General features: G+C 40.4%; 23 protein-coding genes. 11 read left to right on the top strand and 12 right to left on the bottom strand.

Annotated elements, in window-relative coordinates; all coding sequences use genetic code 11:
* Window positions 1-36: 36 nt before the first annotated feature.
* The 7 genes from N745_RS0103395 to N745_RS0103365 all read right to left on the bottom strand — a co-directional run bounded on the left by N745_RS0103395 (window position 37) and on the right by N745_RS0103365 (window position 7322).
* Window positions 37-1581 carry a 2-isopropylmalate synthase gene (locus N745_RS0103395; protein ID WP_024850733.1) on the bottom strand — a complete coding sequence of 515 codons (1545 nt, stop codon included), beginning with the start codon at window positions 1579-1581 and terminating at the stop codon, window positions 37-39.
* A 44-nt stretch (window positions 1582-1625) separates the two neighbouring features.
* Entirely contained in the window at window positions 1626-2417 is a 792-nt protein-coding gene (gene pssA / locus N745_RS0103390) for a CDP-diacylglycerol--serine O-phosphatidyltransferase (RefSeq protein ID WP_024850732.1), read from the bottom strand.
* Window positions 2418-2551: 134 nt separating this feature from the next.
* Window positions 2552-3865: a UDP-glucose dehydrogenase family protein gene (locus N745_RS0103385; RefSeq protein ID WP_024850731.1), complete on the bottom strand. Its 1314-nt coding sequence runs from the start codon at window positions 3863-3865 to the stop codon at window positions 2552-2554.
* The gene (gene pgi, locus N745_RS0103380; protein ID WP_024850730.1) at window positions 3862-5496 is read right to left on the bottom strand and encodes a glucose-6-phosphate isomerase; all 1635 of its coding nucleotides are present in this window, start codon (window positions 5494-5496) and stop codon (window positions 3862-3864) included. The genes N745_RS0103385 and pgi overlap by 4 nt, the downstream gene beginning before the upstream one ends.
* A gap of 38 nt (window positions 5497-5534) precedes the next feature.
* Window positions 5535-6419, bottom strand: coding sequence for a UTP--glucose-1-phosphate uridylyltransferase GalU (galU, locus tag N745_RS0103375; RefSeq protein WP_024850729.1), 885 nt, complete (start codon window positions 6417-6419; stop codon window positions 5535-5537).
* Between the two features lie 49 nt (window positions 6420-6468).
* A complete protein-coding gene (locus tag N745_RS0103370) occupies window positions 6469-6990 on the bottom strand; it encodes a DsrE/DsrF/DrsH-like family protein (protein WP_024850728.1) in 522 nt (173 codons plus the stop codon).
* Window positions 6987-7322 (bottom strand): sulfurtransferase TusA family protein, encoded by a 336-nt coding sequence (locus N745_RS0103365; protein ID WP_051453366.1) that lies wholly within the window; start codon window positions 7320-7322, stop codon window positions 6987-6989. The genes N745_RS0103370 and N745_RS0103365 overlap by 4 nt, the downstream gene beginning before the upstream one ends.
* A 44-nt stretch (window positions 7323-7366) precedes the next feature.
* Here N745_RS0103365 and N745_RS0103360 point away from each other — a divergent pair, with 44 nt between their 5' ends.
* The 5 genes from N745_RS0103360 (at window position 7367) to soxA (ending at window position 11142) form a co-directional block, all read left to right on the top strand.
* The gene (locus N745_RS0103360; protein ID WP_084657286.1) at window positions 7367-8791 is read left to right on the top strand and encodes a M48 family metalloprotease; all 1425 of its coding nucleotides are present in this window, start codon (window positions 7367-7369) and stop codon (window positions 8789-8791) included.
* Between the two features lie 185 nt (window positions 8792-8976).
* Window positions 8977-9351 (top strand): sulfur oxidation c-type cytochrome SoxX, encoded by a 375-nt coding sequence (gene soxX, locus N745_RS0103355; RefSeq protein WP_024850725.1) that lies wholly within the window; start codon window positions 8977-8979, stop codon window positions 9349-9351.
* A gap of 36 nt (window positions 9352-9387) precedes the next feature.
* A complete protein-coding gene (gene soxY, locus N745_RS0103350) occupies window positions 9388-9855 on the top strand; it encodes a thiosulfate oxidation carrier protein SoxY (RefSeq protein WP_024850724.1) in 468 nt (155 codons plus the stop codon).
* Window positions 9856-9910: 55 nt separating this feature from the next.
* Window positions 9911-10222, top strand: coding sequence for a thiosulfate oxidation carrier complex protein SoxZ (soxZ, locus tag N745_RS0103345; protein ID WP_024850723.1), 312 nt, complete (start codon window positions 9911-9913; stop codon window positions 10220-10222).
* 89 nt (window positions 10223-10311) lie between these two features.
* Window positions 10312-11142 (top strand): sulfur oxidation c-type cytochrome SoxA, encoded by an 831-nt coding sequence (soxA, locus tag N745_RS0103340; protein WP_024850722.1) that lies wholly within the window; start codon window positions 10312-10314, stop codon window positions 11140-11142.
* A 134-nt stretch (window positions 11143-11276) separates the two neighbouring features.
* Here soxA and N745_RS0103335 read toward each other — a convergent pair whose 3' ends face one another.
* Window positions 11277-11681 (bottom strand): tellurite resistance TerB family protein, encoded by a 405-nt coding sequence (locus N745_RS0103335; protein WP_024850721.1) that lies wholly within the window; start codon window positions 11679-11681, stop codon window positions 11277-11279.
* Window positions 11682-11758: 77 nt separating this feature from the next.
* Window positions 11759-13612 (bottom strand): dihydroxy-acid dehydratase, encoded by a 1854-nt coding sequence (ilvD, locus tag N745_RS0103330; protein WP_024850720.1) that lies wholly within the window; start codon window positions 13610-13612, stop codon window positions 11759-11761.
* A 136-nt stretch (window positions 13613-13748) separates the two neighbouring features.
* Here ilvD and argA point away from each other — a divergent pair, with 136 nt between their 5' ends.
* Window positions 13749-15047: an amino-acid N-acetyltransferase gene (gene argA / locus N745_RS0103325; protein ID WP_024850719.1), complete on the top strand. Its 1299-nt coding sequence runs from the start codon at window positions 13749-13751 to the stop codon at window positions 15045-15047.
* An 11-nt stretch (window positions 15048-15058) separates the two neighbouring features.
* Window positions 15059-15688: a ribonuclease T gene (gene rnt, locus N745_RS0103320; protein ID WP_024850718.1), complete on the top strand. Its 630-nt coding sequence runs from the start codon at window positions 15059-15061 to the stop codon at window positions 15686-15688.
* Between the two features lie 80 nt (window positions 15689-15768).
* Here rnt and grxD read toward each other — a convergent pair whose 3' ends face one another.
* Window positions 15769-16122 carry a Grx4 family monothiol glutaredoxin gene (gene grxD / locus N745_RS0103315; protein WP_024850717.1) on the bottom strand — a complete coding sequence of 118 codons (354 nt, stop codon included), beginning with the start codon at window positions 16120-16122 and terminating at the stop codon, window positions 15769-15771.
* A 127-nt stretch (window positions 16123-16249) separates the two neighbouring features.
* Complete coding sequence (locus N745_RS0103310; RefSeq protein ID WP_024850716.1) at window positions 16250-18055, bottom strand: N-acetylglutaminylglutamine amidotransferase; 1806 nt, start codon at window positions 18053-18055, stop codon at window positions 16250-16252.
* 154 nt (window positions 18056-18209) lie between these two features.
* Here N745_RS0103310 and N745_RS0103305 point away from each other — a divergent pair, with 154 nt between their 5' ends.
* From N745_RS0103305 to N745_RS0103295, 3 genes are all read left to right on the top strand, one after another.
* Entirely contained in the window at window positions 18210-20441 is a 2232-nt protein-coding gene (locus tag N745_RS0103305) for an EAL domain-containing protein (RefSeq protein ID WP_024850715.1), read from the top strand.
* A 27-nt stretch (window positions 20442-20468) separates the two neighbouring features.
* Window positions 20469-21056 (top strand): dephospho-CoA kinase, encoded by a 588-nt coding sequence (gene coaE / locus N745_RS0103300; protein ID WP_024850714.1) that lies wholly within the window; start codon window positions 20469-20471, stop codon window positions 21054-21056.
* A 124-nt stretch (window positions 21057-21180) separates the two neighbouring features.
* Window positions 21181-21597 (top strand): hypothetical protein, encoded by a 417-nt coding sequence (locus tag N745_RS0103295; protein WP_024850713.1) that lies wholly within the window; start codon window positions 21181-21183, stop codon window positions 21595-21597.
* Here the strand turns inward: N745_RS0103295 and N745_RS0103290 are convergent.
* Window positions 21590-22546, bottom strand: a complete 957-nt coding sequence (locus N745_RS0103290) for a Nudix family hydrolase (RefSeq protein ID WP_024850712.1) — start codon at window positions 22544-22546, stop codon at window positions 21590-21592. The two genes, N745_RS0103295 and N745_RS0103290, sit on opposite strands and share 8 nt — an antisense overlap.
* Before the next feature lie 160 nt (window positions 22547-22706).
* On the opposite strand from N745_RS0103290, the gene hisC reads away from it, so the two are divergent.
* Window positions 22707-23771 (top strand): histidinol-phosphate transaminase, encoded by a 1065-nt coding sequence (gene hisC, locus N745_RS0103285; protein WP_024850711.1) that lies wholly within the window; start codon window positions 22707-22709, stop codon window positions 23769-23771.
* Window positions 23772-23846: the final 75 nt, after the last annotated feature.

Below are 23846 nucleotides of genomic sequence, written 5' to 3'. Positions count from 1 at the left end.
TGACTGCTTCCCATACAAGAAAACATAAAAAACACTTTATAGAGATGCTTGAGGGTGGGATTTTTGCGGGTTAGATTCAAGCTTATTCAAAGCATTAATATAAGCTTTGGCAGAAGCCGTCACAATATCTGTGTCAGAACCTTGACCGTTCACAATACGACCGGATTTTTCCATTCTCACTGTTGTCTCGCCTAGAGAGTCTGTTCCGTTCGTCACATTACTGACAGAATAAAGTTCTAAGCTAGCACCAGAATCCACCATTTTCTCAATCGCTTTAAAGGTCGCATCAACAACACCGCCACCACTTGCTTGTGCAGTCTTTTCTACACCGTCAATCCACAAGGTAACTTCTGCATGAGGCGCGTCTCCAGTCATTGTCCCTGCATTCAAAGCAACCAAACGATAACTTTCATTTTCCAAACGTTGCGTACTATTGTCCGTCACCAATGCCTGCAAATCTTCATCATAAATTTCGTGTTTAAGATCAGCTAACTCTTTAAAGCGACCAAACGCTTCATTCAATTCCTGCTCAGTATCAAACTCTATACCAAGCTCTTCCAAACGACTACGGAACGCACTGCGACCAGAGTGTTTACCCAATACCATTTTATTGGTACTCCAGCCCACATCTTCCGCACGCATAATTTCATAGGTTTCACGGTGTTTCAGCACACCATCCTGATGAATTCCAGATTCATGTGCAAACGCATTTGCTCCCACAATCGCTTTATTCGGTTGAACCGCAAAACCAGTAATCCCAGAAACCAAACGAGATGTCGCCAGAATTTCTTTGGTGTTAATACGGGTATTCACAGCAAAAGTATCCTGACGCGTATGCACCGCCATCACAACTTCTTCAAGCGCTGTATTTCCCGCTCGTTCACCTAAACCATTAATGGTACATTCCACCTGTCTAGCGCCAGCTTTTACTGCTGCCAACGAGTTTGCTACAGCCAATCCTAAATCATTGTGACAATGGGCTGAGAAAATAGCTTTATCCGAATTAGGGATTTTAGTCAGAAGGTTATGAATCAATTCGCCAAACTGCTCGGGAATGTTATAGCCGACAGTATCGGGAATATTAATTGTTGTTGCACCTGCATCAATTGCGGCTTCAATGACTCGGCATAAAAAATCCAGATCCGAACGCCCAGCATCTTCAGGTGAAAACTCTACGTTATCAGTAAAATCTCTTGCTCTTTTTACCGCCCAAACCGCACGTTCAACCACTTCATCTGGCGACATACGCAATTTCATTTCCATATGAATCGGCGAGGTGGCAATAAAAGTGTGGATACGCCCTGAATTTGCAAGTTTAATAGCTTCTCCCGCGCGAGCAATATCATTTTCAACTGCACGTGCCAACCCACAAACGGTACTATCTTTCACAACGGAAGCTACGGCTTGAACCGACTCAAAATCTCCCTGGCTTGCTGCAGGAAAACCTGCTTCAATCACATCAACCTTAAGCTTTTCAAGTTGACGGGCAATACGAATTTTTTCACCTTTTGTCATTGAGGCGCCAGGGCTTTGTTCCCCGTCACGCAAAGTCGTATCAAAAATAACAAGCTGTTGCTTCATGCTTTTCTCTTCTATTTAAACTGATTGAATTTATCAAAATTGGGTTAGGAAGCATCTACCTCAGATGAAGGATTTTCCGTTTCGTTTTTTCCTACCAATTTACGTTTTTTGCTTCGTCTTTCAGAGCGTTTTTGCTGCAACAGCCTTAAGGTCAAAACTGGACCTGAAAGAGCGTATAGAAAAAACACACCAAACAAAATGACAGCTGGCTTTAAGGTAATGACCACAAAGACCAAAACAATTACCAACAACGTAACAAAGGGTACTTTTCCCTTGAGATTTAACTCTTTAAAAGAATTAAAACGTACATTACTAACCATCATCAAACCGACCGCTAAGGTCAAAAATAAGGCAAAGAATGATTCCAATCCCGTTTGAATATGATTTGTTTCCACCATCCAAACAAAACCTGCCAGTAAAGCAGCGGCAGCCGGACTTGGCAAACCTTGGAAATAGCGTTTATCAGCAATACCGACCTGCGTATTGAATCTTGCCAACCTTAAAGCTGCACCGACCGTATAGACAAAAGCAATTAACCAACCGAGCTTACCAAAGTCATGAAGCGCCCATTGATAAAGCAATAACGCAGGCGCCAAGCCAAAGGAAATCATATCTGCAAGACTATCGTACTCAGCACCAAAAGCACTACAGGAGTTGGTCATACGTGCGACCCGACCATCTAAACCATCAAAAATCATGGCTACAAAAATGGCGATAGCTCCTTGCTCAAAATAACCATTCATCCCTGCAATTACAGCGTAAAATCCAGCAAAAAGTGCTGTGGTCGTCATGAGATTGGGTAGTAGATAGATGCCTTTTTCGAACGAAGGTTTCATATAGGATTCTTTTTATTTTGTAGTAGGAGGACATTCTATAAAGAAAGCCGTAATTGAACAAGATAAGCACCCACTATTTTCTTTATTAAATGAAAGAGAAATAGTGGATATTTATCCATTGAAGGATAATTTAGCTAAATAAAACTACCGCGACCGACACCAAAATACTCAAAGCCTTTTGATTTCATTATATTTAAATCATAAATATTTCGCCCATCAAAAATAACTGGTAAAGCCATCATTTCTTTCATTCGAGCATAATCTGGATTCCAAAAATGTTTCCACTCCGTCAACACCATTAATGCATCTGCCCCATCCAAGGCTTGATACATATCATCAACATAGGAAACCCCAGGTCGACTTTCTCCCCAGTAACGCTGAAATGCACTCTTAGCCTTTGGGTCATAGGCAACGACATTTGCACCCTGCGCGACAAGTGCCTCGATAGTTTTTAAGCTTGGTGCATTATCAACCGTAGCCGTATTCGGCTTAAAAGAAAGCCCCCATACAGCGATAGTTTTGCCTTTTAAATTATTATGGAAATAACGCCACGCCTTCCTAAACAAAACCTCTTTTTGAGAATCATTATTAGTCAAAACAGTCTTTAAAAGGTCGGCATCATAGCCTTTCGACTCAAGAGTACTAACCAAGGTTTTCACATCTTCGGCAAAACTGGGACCACCAAAACCACACCCAGGGTAAAGGTAGCTGAACCCCACACGTCCATCTGACCCCAAACCTTGTCGCACCTGCTCCATATCAATATCAAAGTGTTCAGCATTATTGGCTAATTCATTTACCAAACTCATACGCGTTGCCAAAAGCGCATTTACCGCATACTTGGTATATTCCGCCGCTCGAGTTGACATGACCTTAACCTGATCGACCGCATAGTTAAAAGGCCTCATAACATCTCTTATGGTTGCAATTGCTTCCTCACAGTCCCCACCTAACACTACACGGTCAGGGTGCGTAAAATCTTTAATAGCCGACCCTTCGCTCATAAACTCAGGCATGGCGATAACGGCAACTTTTGCTTGCACACCTCGGCGCGTAAAACCATCTTTAATCGTTTGCTTAAATCGATCCGCCGTGCCAATCGGAAAGGTACTTTGGTTAACAACAATCAAATCTTTCTCAGCAGTATCTGCAACCAAATTGACAATATCTTCTGCACGGTCAATATTCCAAGACGGCATGCTCAAAAAAAGCACCTCTGCATAAGCAACACCTTGTGACCAATCCGCTTCAAAAAACAAGCGCTCTTCGTCGTACTGAGACTTTACCAAAGTCTCTAAACCAGGCTCTTCCCTTGGCAAAATACCTTTCTTTAAATCTTCGACTTTAACAACACCAATGGGTAAAGCCATTACTTCATTTCCTGTCTGCGCTAAAGCTGCTGATGTCACCAAACCAGTTAACTCACAACCAAATACCGAAATCTTCATGACATCACCTTCTCAATCAATCCTTTTGTGGATGAATCAAATTGCTCTGCTAACTTTGTATCCTGGAGTGCAGCACGGGTTTCTTTTGCGATAAGCTTCCCTAGTTCGACCCCCCACTGATCAAACGAATTAATCTCCCAAATAACGCCTTCCACAAAGGTTTTATGCTCATAAAGAGCAATCAACATTCCCAATGTTTTTGGTGATATTTCCTTCATCAAAATCGTATTCGATGGTTGGTTGCCTGGATAGTGTTTAAAAGGTGAATCAAAGCTAGACTTTAAACTATCAGGAATGGCATCATCCCCTAACATCAAAACTCGTGATTGAGCAAAACAATTTGCTAAAGCCAACCCATGCTGAGCCTTCAAACTTTCATTTTTATCACTATGGGAACTCGGATCAAAATCATCTCGGATTTTAAGCGCAACAAAGTCACACATCACTTTTTGCGTGCCTTGATGCAGCAATTGATAAAAAGCATGCTGTGCATTTGGCCCAACTTCTCCCCATAACACTGGGCAAGTTTTATAGCCCACCTGCTGTCCATCACGATTAACGGACTTACCATTACTTTCCATCACTAATTGCTCTAAATAAGACGGTAAATATTTCAGACGTGCGTCATAAGGCAAAATCGCTTTTTTCTGAATATTAAGAAAGTTGATATTCCACACATCTATCAACCCCAAAATTACAGGGAGGTTTCGCTCATAAGGTTCTGTACCAAAATGCTCATCCATAATTCGAGCGCCATCAAGCAGTTCTCTAAACTTTTCCATGCCAATTTGCAATGCAATGGGCAGCCCAATAGCTGACCACAAGGAATAGCGACCACCAACCCAATCCCAAAAAATCAGCTGATTTTCTGGCGGAATACCCCATTCAGTCATCATATCAGGCTTAGTAGATACACCAATAAAGTGTTGAGAATAGATTTCTTGCTTATCTACAATAACTTCTTCCAGCCAATCTATGGCCGTTTCAGCATTAGACAACGTATCTATTGTTGTGAAGGACTTAGAGGCTAAAATAAACAAGGTCGTTTCTTGTTTGAGCTTACCCAATAGATTTGAGGTCTGTGAACCATCGATAGAAGATATAAAATGCAAATTCACTGGCGATTTGATCGTTTGTAAACTATTCGTAATCATCAAAGGCCCTAAATCGGACCCACCTACACCAATATTCACCACATCAGTAATCGCTTTACCGCTAAACCCACGCCAGTGCCCAGTACGAATCTTTTCAACAATAACCGCCATATTAGCAAGCTGCTCATCTACTTTGTCCTGTACTTCTTCTGCATATCCAGTCACAAACTGATGATTCGCTCTTAATGCGGTATGGAGTGCCGGACGACCTTCTGTATCATTGACTTTTTCTCCAGACAACAATTTATGTATCCAGCCAGATAAATCTTGTTGCTCAGCCAAATCAAAAAGCAAAGATAATGTCTCTTCAGTAATTCGATTCTTGGAATAATCGATATAAATATCATCAAATTCATGGGAAAACTTATCAGTCCGGTTACCATCATCTTTAAACAACCGAGACATAGCCATCGTTCCAAGCCCTGAATCACAATGAACTTGCAATGCCTGCCAGGCAGGTGAAGCATCTAATGTCATAAGCCCCCTTCTCTTTTTATTCTAGTATTTGTCTGTCTTTAAATTTTTTCGATATCCAAGGATTTCAAATAGGCTTTGAAGTCGGCTCCAAGCTTTGGGTCTCTTAAAGCATATTCAATATTGGCTTGCAAGAAACCTTGTTTATCGCCGCAGTCATAGCTTTTACCATTTTTAAACTCAAAGCCAAACATAACTTCTTCATCTAGCAAGCGATCCATTGCATCCGTCAGCTGAATTTCACCACCAGCTCCAGGTTTTGTTGTTTTAAGAAGTTGCATTAAACGAGGAGTAAAAATATATCGCCCCACTACCGACAGATTAGAAGGCGCATCCTTTTTCTTAGGCTTTTCTACCAGGCTGGCTATTCTCATATCCGCGCCATTAATCTCCGCGATACCATACTTCTCAACCTGATCTTCAGGCACTGCTTCAAGCGCAATAACACTTGTATGTACCTTCTCATAAAAATCAACCATTTGCGCCAAACAGCCTTTCTTTGAATGGTGCATCAGAACATCAGGCAATAAAACTGCAAAAGGTTCATCACTGGCAATAACAGGTTCCGCACAAAGTATGGCATGCCCTAAGCCTAACGCTTCTGGCTGACGAACACTTACAATACGCACACCTTCAGGGGTAATTTCTTTTATAGGTATAAGACGCTCTTCTTTGCCACGTAACTGCAATTCTGCTTCCAGCTCATAGTGTTTGTCAAAATGGTTTTCTATGGCATTTTTACTGGAGTGTGTTACTAAAACAATATCCGTAATACCCGCTTCAGCAGCTTCATGAACGATATACTGAATCAAAGGCTTATCAACTACCGTCAACATTTCTTTTGGTATCGCCTTTGTTGCAGGTAAGAAACGTGTACCCAATCCTGCCACAGGTAAAATAGCTTTGGTAATTTTTTTATATAACATTAAACCTATCTCTTTTTACTTGTTTTAATACCCCAATATCTCAGTCTAGTTATATAAAAAGACTCTGAGAAGATGGGCTTTCAGCAAAGTACGTCGCTGCACCTGCAATTTCAACCTCAGCTATGAGGTCCTTTTCATCAATCCCCAATACTTCAAAAGCCATTGAGCATGCCGTAAATTTAACGCCCAACTCCAAACACAAATCTCTTAACTCTTCGATTGGCAGTTGGTTTTGTCGTTTCATCTTCATTTTAAATGCATAGGTAACCAAATAAAGCATACCTGGAAACACCCAAACTATTTGCGGCAAGACTTTATTCCAATCCAGTTTGCGGAACCATTTAGGCCCTACTGGAGACTTAAGTATCATTGCCGGATTGGCTAAAGGTGAGATTTTTAATTCAGACATGTCTTTATATAGACACTTCATTCCGTAGAACGAACAGAAAACTTCGACACGTTTTCCCATAGCAGCAGCAGTACTTGCGAGAATTAACGTAGAATACGCCCAGTCCAAAGTGCCTTTAGTATGAATAATACTCACCAACTCTTGCGATGATTCCTGATTCATTTATAGATTCTTGTTAACTTAAACTGAAAAATACCCTGATCTTCCCCTTCATACAAACAATCAATTTGCTGTAGGCGGCAAAATGCAGGAATATCTTTTAATGTTCCCTTATCAGTTGCCTTTAACGCAACTATAAGACTCTCGTTGACATGCTCAGCCAAAAATTTCTTTAACTTAACGATTGGCATGGGGCATGCCAGTCCAGATACATCTAATTTATAGTTACTATGCAAAACTGTAACACCGAATAAAATTAAGGTTTGATAAAGCTTAAATGACAAATTTATATCAAAACATTCAAATCCATCATTCTTTAATGAATGTTTGTTCATGCTTCGTCTTATAATATTGTCTAGTTAAAGACTAACCGAATTTTATGAAAAAGACCATACTCTTCACCTATTTCACTCTAATCCTGAGCATACCTGCTCTCGTCTTCGGCAGCAATTTGCCGGATTTAGGTGCCCCTGACCTCAAAGATTATGATTCACAAACAGAAACATCTTTAGGCCGAGCCTTCTCTGTCGCCTTACATGAGCAGTATGATCTTTTCTATGATGCAACAACATTAAGTTATGTTCGACACATAGGAAACAAAATCACTAGCCAGACAGGGCAAGCCAGACAATTTAGTTTTTATATTATTAACGACTCTGAAATTAATGCCTTTGCAGGACCAAACGGTGTCATAGGTATTCACACAGGCTTAATTCTTGCCGCCAAAACTGAGGATGAACTGGCTTCCGTTATGGCTCATGAGATCGCTCATGTTACGCAACGCCATTTATCGAGAACCTTTGAATACCAAGATAACGTTAGTATCACAAGCATTGCATCCCTTATTGCAGCAATTTTAGTTGGCTCACAAGATCTTAGTGCAGGCATTGCAACCTACATGGGGGGCATGGGACTAAATATCCAACAACAATTAAAAAACTCGCGCATACACGAAAATGAAGCCGATTATTTCGGTATCAAGTATTTAGAAAAAGCAGGATATAACCCTTATGCAATGTCTGACTTTTTCGGACGACTGGAAAAAGAATCCCAACTTAATGAGTACAAACCACCAGAAATCTTACTCACCCACCCTGTCACTGAGGAACGCTTAGCAAAAGCGAAAGAGCGCGCTTATCAACTGTCTAAAATTGCGCCAAGAACCTACCATAAAAAGTCATTAAAACTAATTCAACTTCGTATGCAGGTACTTTTAGGAATCAAAGACTTTTATGGAGACAAGCAACTCGATAAAAATGAAAAATGCTATCTAAAAAACCTAGAGTCCTTACAAAAAGCATCCGCGAACAAAACTTCGTTCGACCCTCAGTGCCTCAAAGAGGCAACGCGCCAATACCCAAACAACAAACTCTATCGTTTATTATCTGCTCAAGTTGAAGCCTACCTAAACCCAGATAAAAGCGATAAAGACTTCACCTACTTAGCAGCTATCTACCCATCAGACTTTAGCATCCCTTATTTACATGCACTTGCATTAGTGCAAAACAGTAAAGTTGATAAAGCAATTGCTTTACTAAAAAAAGCGACCCCTAAATTTCACTACCAACAACTAATGTATTCTGAGTTGTCAAAGCTCTACTCACAAAAACAACAGCCCAAATACTCTTACTACTACAATGCATTGGCTAACTACAACATCGGCAATACAGCCAAAGCACTTTATTTGCTAAAACAAGCAAAACACCTTGAAAAAAATCAAAACAGCTTATTTTTCAACAAACTAATCCAACTTGAACAACAAATTGCCTATGAGCAAAAAATAGCCAATCAAAAATTAAAATAATAACTAGGCATAAATTTTTTTTTAGCTCTATTAAATATTGCTATCGAGATTTTCGATAAAACACTTGCGTATCTGTCATATATCAGTAACCTATGCCTCTAAGAGCAGAAACTGCTCACAAACCTATTCAAATAAATAGGAAGAATGATAAGAAAAGTCATCTGACTTTTTTCAGGAGGATAAGAATGTTGAAAACTAAGATGAAGCACTTACTGACTGCTGCCGCAATCACTACTGCATTTGCTGTTGCTCCGTTATCAGCGCAAGCTGGTGATAAAGCAATGACAAGTGTCGAAGCCGGTAAAAAGCTAGCTTTCAGTAGATCAAAAGGTAACTGTCTTGCATGCCATGCTATTCAAGGCGGGAAACTAGCTGGGAATATTGGCCCTGCATTAATTGCCATGAAGTTGCGTTTTCCAGATAAACAAAAACTTTTTGACAAGGTTTGGGGTAAAGCCAATACACAGATTCCAAACAGCATGATGCCTCCGTTCGGACAAAACGGAATCCTTACAGATAAACAAATACATGAAATCGTTGATTTCATCTATACACTGTAATTATTAACTAAACCTTAAACGGGAGTTTAAAACCTTATGAAACGTAGATCTTTCCTTAAAGGTACTCTAGCTACTGGTGCTGCTGCAGTTGCAGTTAACGCTGGTCTTTTGACACCTTCAACTGTTTTAGCTGACTGGAACAAAAAAGCTTTCGCAGCTAAAAAAGTAGACGAAGCTCTTAACGGCATGTACGGTACTGCTACAGCTACTACTTCTGGTGACATCAGTCTTAAAGCACCTGCTATCGCTGAAAACGGTGCAGTAACACCTATTACAATTGACGCTTCAAAAATGAAAGGTGTTGAATCTATTTCTATTATTGCAGCAAAAAACCCTACGCCTTTAGTTTGTGAATACACATTTGCAAGTGCAGCAGAAGGTTATGTTTCTACGCGTATCAAAATGGGTGAAACTCAAAACGTTGTAGCAATCGTTAAAGCTGGTGGCAAACTATATAAAGCAGAACAAGAAGTTAAAGTTACTATCGGTGGATGTGGTGGTTAATCCATCCTTCTAAGTAAACTTTATTTAGTCTAACTGCAAATTTAAAGGAAATAATATGTCAATTAAAATCAGAATGCGCGGAAAAGCAAAAGGTGGTCTTGCAGAAGTTAAGGCTCTTATCAAGCACCCAATGGAATCTGGCGCTCGTATGAACAAAAAAACTGGTAAGCCATATCCAGCTAACTACATCAACGTTGTTGAAGTTTTAGTTAACGGTACAAAAGCTATTGATGCTCAATGGGGCGGTGCTGTTTCTGCTAACCCATATGTTGGTGTTAAAGTTAAAGCAAACAAAGGTGATAAAGTAACTCTAAACGTTGCTTCTAACATCGGTGACAAAGGTACAGATTCAATCACTTTGAGATAATCTGATATCTGGTGCTTATCATAAGATAAGCACCAAAATTCTCTATAATAATACTTTATAAATAAAGAGTTCTCGGACGGAGGAATGGGATGAAGAAAACACTGCTAGTCGCCTTAGCATTAGGTGCAACAGCTACAGCCACAGTTTCTATGGCTGCCAGCATTGATCCAGAACAAAGTCGTCAAGACTTACTTAACTATTACAAAGCAAAAAACCCGAATATACCTTTTGCAGCATATAAAAACGGTGCATATAACTATTCTGCTGACAAGATGGAGCAATTTAAAGCTGCTATGGAGTTTCCTCCATACCTTGATGCTCTTGATGCAGGTGAAGCGTTATACAACAAAGATAAAGCCGTTTATGACAAATGTTTCGGTTCTGATGTGACAAAAGTACGCGTTATGTTTCCTCGCTTTGATGAGAAAACACAACAAGTACAGACACTTGAAGGACAGATCAACAAATGTCGTACAGATGCTGGATTAAAAGCATTCAAGTGGAAGAAAGGCAAAATCGCTCAACTTTCTGCTTTCTATGCAAACCAAGCAGCAGGTCAAAAGATCCATGTTGAAATTAACTCAGAAGGTGCTAAAAAAGCTTTCTTAAGTGGTGAAAAGTTCTTTATTACGCCACATGGTCAGCTAAACTTGTCTTGTGCGAAGTGTCACACATACAACGCCGGCCGCAAAGCTCGTGCTAACCTTTTGTCTCCTAACCTAGGACATACAACTGGATTCCCTGTTTTCCGTGCTAAATGGCAAAACCTTGGAACATTACACCGTCGTTATGGTGGTTGTAATAAAAACATGCGTTTAAAACCATTTAAGGCTCAAAGTGAAACTTACAGAAATCTAGAGTTCTTTGAAGCTTATATGGATAATGGACTAGAAATTAATGGTCCAAGTTACCGCGAGTAAAATTACTACGTGATAACAAATAAAAAACCCAGCTCTGCTGGGTTTTTTATTGCCTAAATATTATAAAAATTTAAGCCAAAAAAAGGTCTCATATGAGACCTTTTAAATCAAGTAGTTGAATACTAGAGATTAAATTAATACCCATCCTCTAGCATTTGCTCTCCTTCAAACAGCCAGTCAGCACCTTGTCTAACCCACTTTTCAATCTTTAGAAACAAGTCAGAGTCATTCATACCAATTTTTTGAGCAATCATAAACACCTTGTCTTGCTCTTCTTCTCCAAAATGCCCATCTTTGTAGGAAAGTTTAATTAGCTCTTGAAGCAATATAATTTTAGATTTCTTTGTATCGAACGTACGTAAGGCATCTTCTAAATTTACGTCTGACTTATCCAAATCAAACTCAATATCAAAAGCTTCACTGAAAGTTCTCAAGTAACCTAATTCTTCTTCTGAGACATCCATGTCGGCATTAGCCAACATAACAGCTAAGTCAAAAACTGCCTGTCTTTGTTCAACCGTTAATCTATCTGCAAACATTCTTTACTCCCAAATAATAATTGGTTAAAAAGCAAAAATCTGACAAGTTAAACCCTCTTTGGCTTCTCTTTATCAACTTATTTTTCAATTTGTTCAACGTTTCTTACCGCACCAAATGCAGCACTTGTCGTCATGGCAGCATAAGCTCTTAAGGCAGGGCTTACTTTTCTTGGACGCTCCTTAACAGGCTTCCATGCAAGCTTCCCCTTTGAAACCATTGCTTGACGTCTTTCAGCAAGCTCTTCATCAGTTAACTTAACTTGAATACTGCGGTTAGGAATATCAATTTCAATCAAATCACCTTCTTCAATCAAACCTATATTTCCACCTTCAGCAGCTTCCGGAGAACAGTGTCCAATGGACAAACCAGAAGTTCCGCCAGAAAAACGTCCATCTGTTAGTAGGGCACAACTTTTACCCAACCCTTTAGACTTTAGATAACTGGTTGGGTAGAGCATTTCTTGCATACCTGGCCCACCTCTTGGACCTTCGTAACGGATAACAACAACATCTCCAGCTTTTACTGTATCATCCAAGATGCCTGCTACAGCATCTTCTTGACTCTCGAAAATTTTAGCTGGGCCTGAAAACTTAAAGATTTCCTCATCCACGCCAGCTGTTTTTACAATACAGCCATCCAATGCAATATTGCCGTAAAGCACAGCTAACCCACCTTCTTGAGTATAGGCATGCTCCAGGCTTCTAACACAACCTTTTTCCTCGTCATCATCAACGGTTTTCCAACGTTTATCCTGACTAAAAGCTTGAGTTGTTCTGACATTACCCGGTGCCGCACGATAAAAGGTTTTAACTGCTTCGTCTTCGGTACGGGTAATATCCCACAATTCTAAAGCCGCCCCCATGCTAGAAGCGTGAACAGTATTCACATCGGTATTGATAAGCCCACCACGTTCGAGCTCACCTAAAATACGCATAATACCGCCAGCGCGATGAACATCTTCCATATGGAAGACTTTTGAATTAGGTGCTACCTTCACCAAACAAGGGACTTTACGTGAAATATGATCCATATCTGCCATAGTGAAATCCACTTCAGCTTCACGAGCAATGGCAAGTAAATGTAAAACAGTATTCGTTGATCCACCCATTGCGACATCTAATGCCATTGCATTTTCAAATGCTTCTCGAGTAGCAATAGATCTTGGCAAAACACTCGCGTCATCTTGCTCATAATATTGTTTCGCAAGCTCAACAATTCTACGCCCAGCTTCTTCGAACAAATGCTTTCTATCTGCATGTGTTGCCAAAGTAGTACCATTACCTGGCAAAGCAATACCTAATGCTTCCGCCAAACAGTTCATAGAGTTTGCGGTAAACATACCAGAACATGAACCACAGGTTGGGCAGGCAGAACGTTCGACTTCATCAACATCTGAATCAGAACAATGGCTATCGGCAGCCATTACCATGGCATCAACCAAATCGAGCTTGATCCCCTCTCCTCCCAATACAGTTTTTCCAGACTCCATTGGCCCACCAGTGACAAAAATGGTTGGAATATTGAGACGCATAGCAGCCATCATCATGCCTGGTGTGATTTTGTCGCAGTTTGAAATACAGACTAAAGCGTCTGCGCAATGTGCATTACACATATATTCGACAGAGTCAGCAATCAAATCTCTGGATGGCAATGAATACAACATACCGTCATGACCCATTGCAATACCATCGTCTACAGCAATGGTATTAAATTCTTTGGCAACACCGCCTGCACCTTCAATAACGCGTGCAACCAACTGACCCATATCTTTCAAATGCACATGCCCTGGCACAAACTGAGTAAAAGAGTTTGCGATTGCAATAATCGGTTTACCAAAGTCTTCCGTTTGCATACCTGTCGCACGCCATAGTGCGCGTGCTCCAGCCATATTTCTTCCATGGGTACTCGTTTTCGAACGATATGCTGGCATAGTTAATTATCTCCTGTGATGCAGGCTTAAGTGCGTTAAAATCTTTGCCGTTCAAAATGCTTTTTAAACGCATTTTCTTTGTTTTTTACGGCAGCCTGTTATACTAATTCAAATAACTAAGTATTCTCTCACAACTATGCAGCAATCTGAATTAGATTTTATTAATAACCTACGCCAATCTTCGCCTTACATTGCCGCTCACAGAGGCAAAACGCTGGTTATTTATCTGCCTGGGGAAATGCTTCAACATCCCGGAACATTGCTACAATTTGCAAAAGACATCGTTTTACTGAATAACCTAGGCATCAAAGTAGTACTCACACTTGGTGCAAGCGTACAAATTAACGATGCTTTAATTGAACAAAAATTCTCATGGGAAACCTCACAGCATTGCAGAATTACCTTGCCGGAACATATAGTAACCATTCAAAAAACAATCGGATGGGTACGTTCTCAACTTGAAGCTGCTTTTAGTCAGGCATGTGCTGAGCAACATTCCCCTTTATCTCTAGTATCAGGGAATTGGGTTATCGCCAAACCAAAAGGCGTGATCAATGGTGTCGACTTTCAACATACTGGCTCGCTCAGAAAAATAAATAGCGAAGCCATTCATGCAAGCCTACAAAGTAACCAAGTTTGTTTACTGACACCTCTTGCATACTCCTTAACAGGCGAAGTCTTCAATCTTAACACTTTAGATCAAGCCTTTGCAGTGTCTCAAGCTATTCATGCAGATAAGCTTATCATCTATTCGGACATAGACAGTTTCAAAGCATTGCCTAAAGCAATGAGTTTATTGGATGCCCAACATCATCTTGACCTAATTCAAAAAGATGATAATCAACAGGAACTCCATACCCTTCTCAAGCTTTCATTAGATGCTGCCAGCTCTGTAAAACGCATACACATCATCTCTCAACAAGAGCCTAGTGCCATGCTTTTTGAACTCTTCAGTAGAGATGGAATGGGTACCTTGATTTATGCAGATCGTTACCACCAGTTACGCCCTGCAACAGTTGACGATGTTGCGGGCATACTAAAGTTGATTGAACCAATGGAAGAAGAAGGCATACTGGTCAAGCGATCAAGAGAAGTGCTTGAACTGGAAATTGATAACTTTATCATTGCGGAAGTCGACCAACAAATTATTGGCTGTGCAGCTCTTTACCCAATGGAAAATCACCAGGGAGAACTAGCTTGCTTGGCTGTTGACCCAAGTTATCAAGGCGATGATCTAGGCCAAGAAATATTAAATCACATTGAAGTCATGGCAAAACAACAAACCATTCAGCAACTATTTCTCTTAACTACCCACACTGACCATTGGTTTCAAGAGCAAGGGTTTGAGCGCTCAAGTCTTGAAATACTACCTGAAAAACGCCAATCACTTTATAACTTTCAAAGACAATCCAAAGTATTAATAAAGACACTCTAAATATCAAAAATATGAAACCTGTAACACTTATTAAAGACAGATTCCGCGGCTTCTTGCCCGTGGTAGTAGATGTTGAAACTGCTGGCTTCGATCCACAAACCAATGCATTAATCGAAATTGCCGTCGTCACCTTAAAAATGAATGCGGAAGGTGTGCTTGAAAAGGATCAAACGATTCAGGCAAATGTACTTCCGTTTAAAGGTTCCAAGCTTGACCAAGGTGCATTGAAGTTTATTGGCGTAGAAGACCCTACCCATCCATTTCGAATGGCCGTTTCAGAAAAAGACGCTCTAGAAAAATGCTTCAGCCCGATTCGACAATTACTTAAAGAACAGGACTGTAGTCGAGCGATACTTGTTGGACATAATGCATTCTTTGACCTAAGTTTTGTGAAGGCTGCATCCGATAGATGTAAAGTTAAATCCCCCTTCCACGAGTTCAGTACTTTTGATACTGTTTCACTTGCAGGGCTAGTGTATGGTCAAACAGTGCTCGCAAAGTCAGTGACTGAAGCAGGCATAGACTGGGAAGACAGCAAAGCACATTCAGCAGAATATGATACGGAAAAAACTGCAGAATTATTTTGCAAAATCGTCAATCAATGGCCCCTAGCCAAAGCACAGCAAGAAACAGCCAATTAACGCTGGGGTACCTCGGCCTGGCAGATTTTAGACATAAAAAAAGCACCGAATTCGGTGCTTTTTTATAGCTTCAGACAAACTTAAGATGCGTCTGAATTGGTGTGTTTTTCATTAGCTGCTTGCATCAACTTTTTCAAGTCACCTGACTCTGCTAGCTCAAGCGTAATATCACAGCCCCCCTGAAGCTCTCCATCGATATATACTTGAGGAAAAGTCGGCCAATCTTGATACTTAGGCAAATGCTCAAAAATATATGGGTCTGCCAACACATTTACAAAAGCAAACTTTTCACCCGTTTCCACCAATGCTTGTGCAGTACGACTTGAAAATCCGCAAGATGGCATCTGTGGCGTACCTTTCATATAGATAACGACCGGATTGCTCGTTACTTGTTGATGAATTCGATCAAGGGTTTCTTGTTGCTGATTGTCCATTTTATCTCCTGAATAATGTTTAAAACTAAAACACTGGTTTTGAACCTTGCTTCTAGTCTAATTCCCGACTCATTTAGTCAGTTATTATAGCAAACTTTTTGCGCCAAGAGAAAATCCCTGATGTGAATCACTTCACCCAAGGGTCAACATTTCGTTGCAACCAAAGCTCTAACAATGCTGCATGCCATAATTTACTGCCTTTAATGGCGGTAAAACTTTTTTCACTTTCAGGATCAGCTAACAGCTTTTCAATATAGTCAGTTTTAAAAATACCGCGTTTTTTAGCAGCATCACTCGTAAGCAAAGACTTCATCCATTGGTAGAAATCATCACGCACATATTTCAAAGCAGGCATTGGAAAATAACCTTTGGGACGGTCAATAACACTATCCGGAACAATGCCGCGCGCAATCTTTTTCAATACATATTTGAAATCTTTACGCTTCAAAGATTCTGGAGCTGACATCGCCAACTCAACCAAAGCATGATCCAAGAAAGGCACTCTAGCTTCCAACCCCCATGCCATTGTCATATTATCTACGCGTTTAACAGGGTCATCCACAATCAGACTAGATGCGTCCAAACGCAACACTTGATCTAGGAAAGTCGTTGCACCCGGCTCCGTCAAACGATCATTTACCCACTCTCGAGTAACATCATAAACATGGTGTTTATCTTCTATCATTTCCAGCCACTCTTCATGAGAACGGTCAAAATAAAAAGGCGCAAAGGCATTCACTGGCGGTTCATCAGCCCCAAGATTTTCATAGGCTTCGGCCATTTGTGGATACCAAAAATAGCCACCGAACACCTCATCAGCTCCTTGGCCAGACATCACAACTTTGACATCTTGTGAAACTTGCTCAGACAGCAGATAAAAAGCGACTGCATCTTGACCAAACATTGGTTCCGCCATAGCATCGACGGCCTCTGTTAGTCTTGGCAGTACCGCTTGATTAGAAATTAAATATTTTTTATGTTGTGTTTGATAACGTTCAACGACTTGATCAGAATATTCAAACTCACTGCCTTTTTCTTCCGGTACATCTTCAAACCCTATAGAAAAAGTACGAATATTCTCTACTCCAGCTTCAGCCAAGAGTGCAACAATCAAACTGGAATCTAAACCACCGGAAAGCAACACGCCAACAGGTACATCTGCAGCGGTTAAACGTTTGTGAACGGCTTGCTTTAAAGACTCATGAATACGATCTATCCAAGCTTCTTCGGTAAGATTTTCTGAATCTGCAGGTCTTTCTGCCATTAAATGCCAGTAGGATTTCTTAAATATCTGACCATCAGGATTAACGATCATCCAATGACCAGGCTCTAACTTTCGAATACCTTTCAAAATGGTGTAAGGCGCCGGAATCACGCCGTGCAGGGTAAATTGATGATGCAAACCAACTGGATCAATTTCTGTATCAATACCGCCAGATGCCAACAAGGCTTGTGTGTTTGACGCAAACTTTACCCCACCTTCAACAGGTGCATAGTACAAAGGCTTAATACCGAATCTGTCACGTGCAATCAACAACTGCTGATGATCATCATCCCAAATAGCAAAGGCAAACATGCCCTCAAAATGCTTAACGCACTCCATGCCCCATTGACGATAAGCTTTTAAAATGACCTCTGTGTCAGAGTGAGAGCGGAACTCATGCCCTAGCTCAATCAAAGTTTCTCTGAGCGTTTGATAGTTATAGATACAACCGTTAAAGACAAGTGACAACTCTTCATCCAACATTGGCTGATGACCGGCATCACTTAAATCGATAATAGACAAGCGGCGATGGCCAAGACCTACGTGATTCTGTATCCAGCTTCCACCATCATCAGGCCCTCTTTTTTCCAATGCCTTTAGCATGGGGGTTAAGGCTTTTTCTGAAGAAAGCTGTCCATTCCAGTAGATTTCGCCACAAATACCGCACATAAAATTTTCTCTTTTTAGTTCACTAAAACCATTATTTTAACTGAATCACTTTACCATTTCCTGATATGTACCCCTCTCTACAATTTTTCAGGTAGAATCTTCTGCTTAAAGGGATTTTTTTAAACATTACAATACATAGATTCGTACATACCGCATGAGACTTCCTCGACTGTCCGCCAAAGTTTATTTAGCCGTTTTCGTTATTACAATGCTTGGCATCTATTCGTTTTTTCATTACCAACTCTATAATGAAATCCAGTCTTTACAATCCCAAGTAGAAGCTAAAACAAAAACATTAGCCAAAAAAGAGTTACAACGTGAAATTCTCTCCAGCATAGACAGAATCAATAAAAATCTCGATCTAATAACTTATTGGAACGACACTTACAAACAACTCACTACTAAGCATAAAGTTGAATTTCAAAACTGGTATCAAAAAACCTTGCTGCAATCCCGGTTTTGGCAACAAAACGACCTTCAACTACAACTTTATAATGAAAGCGGGCAAGTATTACTGTCAAGCCCTGCTGGTAACGAAAGTAGCAATATCTTACCCACCAACATACCAAAGCATCCGTTATATTTTGACATTCAACATGATGAATTGGTTTTAGTTCAGTTTAAGCCCATTTATCAACCTGATACAAACAATATCGTCGGCTATGCAGGCTTAGCCGTCCGTTTTCTTCCTGAGCTGCACGGAGATGAACGTTTTTCGCATATAGGTCGTCACACATTAAAATTAAACACTTCAAATACACCAGCGACATTCACTCCTGACCAACTTTATAAACACCTAACCTATCAAGTGCTCAGCAACCCGACAAACGATTATGTATGGGGGTTAATACAACATTTCCTTGTACAAATTGTTATCTTAGGTCTACTGATATCTTTTATGTTTGTCCTGTTGTTTGCCAACTTTATTGTCAGACCACTACATCAAATCACCAATTATATTGAGCAGCTAAAAAATAACCCAAACAAGCTGATGTCACCGCTTAATAAGCATTACATCCTTAAAGAGTTTGAGCGCTTAAAAGATACTATTTACCACTATCATAAACAAATCATCAGCGCCAATATTGAAATAGAAGAGCAACGTCAAATTGCTCATGAACAAGCTAGGGTTGATGCATTATCGCTTGTCATGAATCGTCGTGCTTTTGAAGAAAACTGGCATACACTTACCCAAAACTACCCTAAAAACCCACGTAACATTGCCTTTCTTTTATTTGACTGCGACTTTTTCAAGGCTATTAACGATACCTATGGTCATGAAGTTGGTGATGAAATCATCCGAATCTCAGCATCCACGATTAAAAGAGCATTGCCTTTAGATGCAGACCTCTATCGACTCGGTGGCGATGAGTTTGCAGCAATCATCAAAGATCGTAGCCCTGACGACAGTATCAAAATCGCCGAAAAGTGCTATGAAGCTATTTCCAAATTCGATTTTGAACAACTACTTGGTATCAATGAAAAAGTCGTTTTCAGTATTGGGGTGAGCATCGTCACGCCAGACATTGCTAATGAAATTTACCTAATGAATCGTCAGGCTGATATAGCACTTTACCGCGCTAAAAAATCTCTTCAGACAAAGATCAGTATTTACGAACACGAAATTGAATCTGAAGAAGCTGTCTTGCTTTCTAAAAGCCACATTAATGCCATTGTCGAAGGTCTACAATGCAACAACGCCCTTCAAATGCACGGCCAAACCATTTTGTCTATTGAAGATGAAAGCACCTCTTATAAAGAGGCTCTTGTTCGTATCAAAGATGGTGACAGCCTCATTTTACCTGTTGAAATTCTCAAGGTTGTTCACCACCGACATTTAGAAACTGAACTTGACCAATGTGTTTTAAGCACGCTGCTTACATTACTTACACAGAATAAGATTCCAAAAGGAACTGGGTTATCTATCAACATTTCTGTGCAAACACTTCTTCAAGGCAACCTTCCTTCGCTTTTAGGTCCTTTCAGAAGATTTTTACCTGAGCATAAATTGGTGATCGAAATTCTTGAAAGTACGCTGATTACCAATATTGATCAAGTGACAGAAATGCTGAACACCATTCGATCTCAAGGCTTTAAAGTGGCTCTGGATGACTTTGGAAGTGGATACTCCTCTATTAAATACCTTTCTTGGATGCCGGTTGATATCGTTAAATTCGATATGACCTTAACAAGAGGTTTATTGTCAGATGTTAAAACAAAAAATATTATTGAAAAAACTGCTGCTATGATTCGCTCCGCAGGTTATGACCTAGTCATGGAAGGAATTGAAACTGAAGAAATGAAAGACGCCGCTATTGCAGCGGGCGCAACGCATTTGCAAGGTTATTTATTTGACAAACCCAGCCCTCTTGATCAAGATGAATAAATTAAAGAATTTATTTTAGTCAAAACCATGAAAACCTACGCAATCACTGGTGGCATTGGCAGTGGAAAATCCACGCTCAAACACTGGTTTGAAAAACATAACATTCCAACATTAGACGCAGACCAGATTGCTCGCGAACAAGTTCAGCCTGGCCAACCTGCTCTTGCAGCTATAGCAAAAACATTTGGTGCTGACTTTATGCTGAAAGATGGTCATCTCGACCGAGAAGCCCTTCGCCAAAAAATATTTTCTGACCAAGAAAGTAAAACTACACTGGAATCCATTCTTCATCCATTAATACGCCAAGCGACCGCAAAAAAACTCCAAGTGCTTGCTGATGAAGGCCACACTATCGCTGTCGTAGAAATTCCGTTATTGATTGAAACAGGCAAGCCAGATTATATTGATAAAGTCATCTTATCCGATTGTTCGCCTTCTCAACAAATTGCTCGTGTGCAACGGAGAAGTCATTGGCGTTATGAGGACATTGCGAATGTGATGAAACAGCAAACTGCACGAAAGGATAGGTATCAGCACGCGGATATTATTATTGATACATCTGCTGATCTAACTTCTGTAGAGCTGCAACTCCAGCATCATTTTCCAAAACTTTGAGTTTTAGATAACCCAATTTCTAATACAGCTATTCCATAAAACCTTCATCTAAAACAATTGTAAAACTCATGTTTTTCCTATAGCCTAGGGAAACTAAAACACTACAACCGAAAGAGACGAACTTATGCCTTATCAGGTAACTTCTCTACAAGATGGTTATTGTTACACGGCTGTCGTGCCGCGCAGGCTACTCGCCCACACCATTATCAAATACTTGGCAAAAAAAGGACTGTCATTAGCTGACTTCAAGCATATTGTTGAAGAAAGCCATCTGAACCCTTTAATGATTATCGATGAGAGTGAATTTCAATCTATGCTCTCTGATAATCCTGGATTAGACTTAATTTATGACTCCGTCCAACTCAAAGACAACAGCTTAATTCACTACCATACGAATTGGACAGTGCCACAAAACAACTGGCAACTAATGGCTGCTCAATTGAACGTTTATGACATAAACGTCACAACCATTCAGACGCAGGATTTACCTTCGTCTATTAAAACTAAAACAAAAATGGAAGATAGCGAGCCTTCTAAATAGTAGATGGCCAAAAACTTGAAATGGCCGCTACACCTTGTGCACCGTAACGTTTCGCCTCCGTAATGTCTGAAGCTTTCATACCGCCCAATGCGTACACCGGAACAGGCACATTTTGAATAAGTGACTGGAAGCTTTGCCAGCCTAAAGCTTCCATATCAGGATGAGAAGAAGTCGGTTTAACAGGGGACAATAAAATCATGTTCGCACCAAGCTCCAATGCCTTAGCTATCTCCAAAGCATTGTGCGTTGAAACACTCAATAATTTATCTTCAGGAACAGGTCGTTCAGACCAGTGCATTAATTCAGTTGACGCCAGTTGCAAACCATCTGCTTCCGGCAATAAATCGAGCCACTCAGGTTTACCATTAATCAGAACCGTTCCACCATGACCGTGTATTTTATGAATAGCAATCTTTGCAAATTCAATAAAATCGGCTTCTTCCATTTTTTTAGCGCGGAGCTGCACCAAACGAACACCATCCAATAGCGCAGCATCGAGTTTTGCCAAGGCATCATGCTGATCGGCAAAAGCGCCTGTAATCATCATCGCATCCGGCAATCTTAATGCAGACACTACACCGGCATTGGCTTCAGGAAAGCGATAATTATCTAACTCTCTGGTTTCAACCCATGCAACTGTTTGCCCTTCTTTACCATGAGGTTCACCAATAAACTCTTCCGAAACAAAAACATTCAGCACAACCGATGCATGCTCGTAATCCCAAGGAATTTGAATCAAAGGTTGCCAACTATGAGTTTCCACACCTACCTCTTCTTGAAACTCTCTTTTAAGTGCTTCTTCAAACGCTTCCCCAGATTCAACTTTTCCTCCAGGGAATTCCCAATAGTCGGCATAAGCTTGGTGCTTCTGTCTAACGGACAACAACACTTTCGAGCCTTGTCTCAAAACACCAACAACGATTTGCTTTCGATTAGAATTCATTTGCATGTGAACATCCTTCATTTTCTATTGTGTAGTATTTTGACAAAAATCTGCCAAGCAGGGGTAGCTTTTCGCTGCGAGACATCTGCTTTTTACAGTAAAATACTCACTTTATTGCCTGGTTTTACTAGGCTTATTTCAGCAGAAACAAATCAAGAGAATCATTATGAGCCAATTCTGGAGCGATCTGGTACACACACTGACACCTTATGTACCAGGTGAACAACCAAAAGTTGACAACCTTGTTAAGCTCAATACCAATGAAAACCCTTATCCGCCATCACAAAAGATATACGACGCCATTGCATCGGTGAATGATGAGCGCCTGAGACTTTATCCTGACCCTAACTCGGATAATTTAAAAACCGCACTACAGACTCACTACAACCTGAATTCTGGTCAAGTCTTTGTTGGTAATGGTTCAGATGAGGTATTGGCTCATATCTTTTCTGCGCTGCTTAAACATGATAAACCACTCTTATTTCCAGACATTACCTACAGCTTTTACCCAGTCTATTGCGGACTGTATGGCATTGATTATCAAACCATCCCACTAACGGAAAACTTTGAGATCAACCCTGACGATTATGCAATTGAAAACGGCGGCATTATCTTTCCTAACCCAAATGCACCTACAGGTAGGCTACTGGCATTAGATGCCATTGAAACACTACTAAAAAACAATCCAGACTCGGTTATTGTAGTTGATGAAGCTTATATTGATTTCGGCGGAGAATCCGCTGTTTCTTTAATCCAGGATTACGCTAACCTGTTGGTGGTACAAACCTATTCAAAATCTCGCTCATTGGCTGGACTTCGCATTGGCTATGCCATGGGTCAACAACACCTAATTGAAGGGCTTGAGCGCGTTAAAAACAGCTTTAATTCTTATCCTATAGATCGTGTTGCTTTAGCTGCTGGTGTTGCTGCGATCGAAGATCAACCTTACTTTGATGATTGTTGTGAGAAAATTATTCAGACGCGTAACAACTTGGTAGAGTTTTTAACGGCAAACGGATTTGAAGTAATTCCGTCTTCAGCAAACTTCGTGTTTACCAAACACAAAACATTAGATGCCAGTACTATCGCGCAACAGCTTCGTGAAAAAGCGATTATCGTTCGTCACTTCAAATTGCCACGCATTGATCAGTATTTGAGAATTACAATCGGAACAGATGAAGAAAACCAAGCGTTATGCAATGCACTTGCAGATATTATAAAAAGCGCATAATTTCTGACCGGTTAATTGAATAGATAAAATCTACCAGGCTTGAGTCGTTACCAAAAGACCCAGCCTGGCAGATTT

The organism is Hydrogenovibrio kuenenii DSM 12350, from assembly GCF_000526715.1.
In the GTDB taxonomy this organism is placed as follows: Bacteria; Pseudomonadota; Gammaproteobacteria; order Thiomicrospirales; family Thiomicrospiraceae; genus Hydrogenovibrio; species Hydrogenovibrio kuenenii.
This window is presented reverse-complemented; position numbering and strand designations above follow the sequence as displayed.